We start from the raw sequence: 2,393 nt of genomic DNA on the forward strand, positions 1-2,393 counted from the left end.
GGGCACGCCGTACAAGCCGTTCAAGATCTGGTGGTGAGGTCACCGTGTATGTCGTGGTGGTCTACGACACCCTGGCCAAACGCAACGCCGCCATCTTGCGGCTGTGCAGGCAGTACTTCCACCACGTGCAGCGCAGCGTGTTCGAGGGCGCTCTGAGCCCGGCTCAGCTACGACGTTTCCGCCACGAGGTCGAAGGAGTGATCGACCCCGGTTACGACAGCGTTCTCATCTTTAGTTTCCCACCCGGCACCTCACCCCAGCGCCAGGAATGGGGAGTCGCCCAGCCTGCTCCCAGCGACATCCTGTAGTACTCATGAGACAATGCTGATCATGAAGTTTTGCAACAACCCTCCGGGGTTTTCTGCACTACCGGAGGTTCACTGCAAAACACCGCTGAATTCCCTCGATGACCATGGTGCTGACCTGCGCCTTTACCGTGGGGTCCTCATCGCCCCTACGAGGGGTCGCAACACCAGGAGCGGGGTGTCGTCGTCCTGCAGCTCGGCCAAGTCCTCATCGCCCCTACGAGGGGTCGCAACTCTTGCAGCTCCACCTGGCTCAGGTAGGCGTCCAGGTCCTCATCGCCCCTACGAGGGGTCGCAACCGTGGGACATATCGTTTGACGACGCGGGCGGGTGGGTGATGAGTCCGCCCGCCCGCGTCACGCCCAGGCCCGGGCACCCCTTCCGTACAGGGTCTGGGCGGGTGGTGTGGCGCGGCGGCGCGGGGGAAGTGATGCCGCCGCGCCCGTTCATCGGAGGCGGGGGCCGCCCGCCGTGTCCCCGGGCGTGGGCGTCGGGTGCCCGTTTCCGGTGAGGGCGGCCGTCTCCGCCTCGCGCATCTGCTCTGCCAGCCCTTCCGGGTTGGGGTCGGAGATGATCAGTGGCTCGGGGACGGGCCAGGTGGCCAGGGCGTAGAAGAGGCGGCTGCCGGTGCCGTACAGCACGGCCCACCCGGGCCAGGCGTCGTCCAGTCGGGCGGCCTCGGCGCGGGCCTCGCGGTCCCAGGAGCGCTGGGGTACGGCGGCGCGGTCGGAGCCGTGGCGGTGCCGTCCGGCGGTGCGGGCACGGGAGGGCTGCGTCACCACGTTCCCTCCCCGGCCGTCTCCGGGGTTGTGCCCTCCTGGGCGGCTTCCTCCTGCCGGGTGACTTCGGCCTGCAGGTCGTCGAAGGTGTCGGCGTCCACGGTGCGGAAGGGCGGGCTGTTCCAGGCGGTGTCGTCGGGGAAGGGCTCCTCGCGGCTGGCCCAGTAGCGTCCGGCGTCGCTGCGGATCACGCGCCAGCCGGGGATCGCCGGGGCCGGGGTGGCGGTTTTAGGGTGGTGCATGGATCGGACCTCCGATGTCCGGTCAGGGGTCCGGCCGGCGCTGGTGACGTCCGGCCGGACCCGGCTCAGGTGAGGGGCGGAAGGCATCTGGGGAGCACCGCAGAGGACGGGCGCTCGGCACGGAGGCGCCGCGGTTCTCTTGGGGCGGGGGCTGCGAACGGTCACCCGGGTACGGTGCGGCGCTGGTCGTCGGCTGTCGTCGCGCCGGGGCGGTGCGGTGGCGGCGGGCCGGAGCGCGGGTTCCGGGTGCCGGACAGGACGGGGCATCGGCCTGGGCACCGGCACCGGCACCGGAAGGGCGGGAGCAGCAGGCGGGACAGGTGGGGGCGCGGGCGGCACGACCGGAGCAGGGGCAGGGGCAGGGGCGGAGGCGGTGGCCGGGGCGGAGGCGGTCGTGGTGGCCGGGACAGGCAGGGGGACGGCGGCCGGGACGGGTAGGGGGACGGCGGCCGGGACGGGCAGAGGGACGGCGGCCGGGACGGGCGCGGGTGCGGTGACCACAGGGGGCGCGGGACGGCGCTGGGCGGGCACCAGAGGGATCACCTCATCGGGGGCCACGACGGTCGACGGCCCGTAGACGGGCAGGACCCGCCCCAGACCGAGCCGGTGACGCACCCGCAGCCGCTCGGCGATCAGCGCACCGGACGGCTGCGCGTAGTCGTGACCGGGTGCGGCCTGGTCGCAGCCGTGGGCGTAGGGCGGATGTCCGCAGGCGGCGCAGCCCATGGGCATCGGGGGTCGATCGGCGAAGCAGCCGCAGCCGCTTGCCGCCTGCCGGTCGAGGACCGCGGCACTAGGGTTGGTCATGGGTCAGGAGTCACTTCCTGATCAAAGACCCGTCTGGTGTTCTCAGCGCCGGGCGGGTCCGACTTATGGGCTTTGAGGCGGGTTCCCCAGGTTGGTCTTTAGATCTTCCTCTCGATTATTCGTCTGTACTCGTACATGCTCGTACACACATGAGCGACTATAAGTATGGCCGTCTAGGTTCTTTGCATGATCGAATTTGAGCGCGATCGGCCGGTATGGATTCAGGTCGCAGAAATCCTCCGCGAGAGAATCGAGCGAGG

Annotated in this window: 3 protein-coding genes; 1 reads left to right on the forward strand and 2 read right to left on the reverse strand. The window is 70.2% G+C overall.

What is annotated here, in order from left to right; genetic code table 11:
* Positions 1-308 (forward strand): CRISPR-associated endonuclease Cas2 (locus tag ACIN94_RS32720; protein ID WP_400714893.1); only part of this gene is annotated, 308 nt, incomplete at its 5' end.
* 443 nt (positions 309-751) lie between these two features.
* Here the strand turns inward: ACIN94_RS32720 and ACIN94_RS32725 are convergent.
* Positions 752-1,087, reverse strand: coding sequence for a hypothetical protein (locus ACIN94_RS32725; protein WP_400714896.1), 336 nt, complete (start codon positions 1,085-1,087; stop codon positions 752-754).
* A complete protein-coding gene (locus ACIN94_RS32730) occupies positions 1,081-2,133 on the reverse strand; it encodes a hypothetical protein (RefSeq protein ID WP_400714899.1) in 1,053 nt (350 codons plus the stop codon). Before ACIN94_RS32730 ends, ACIN94_RS32725 begins: the two co-directional genes overlap by 7 nt.
* Positions 2,134-2,393 lie beyond the last annotated feature (260 nt).

It is taken from the genome of Streptosporangium sp. NPDC087985 (assembly GCF_044741965.1).
In the GTDB taxonomy this organism is placed as follows: domain Bacteria; phylum Actinomycetota; class Actinomycetes; order Streptosporangiales; family Streptosporangiaceae; genus Streptosporangium.

Coding starts and splice junctions, on each gene's coding strand:
- ACIN94_RS32730 (WP_400714899.1), bottom strand. CDS start 2,133: ATGACCAACCCTAGTGCCGCGGTCCTCGACCGGCAGGCGGCAAGCGGC.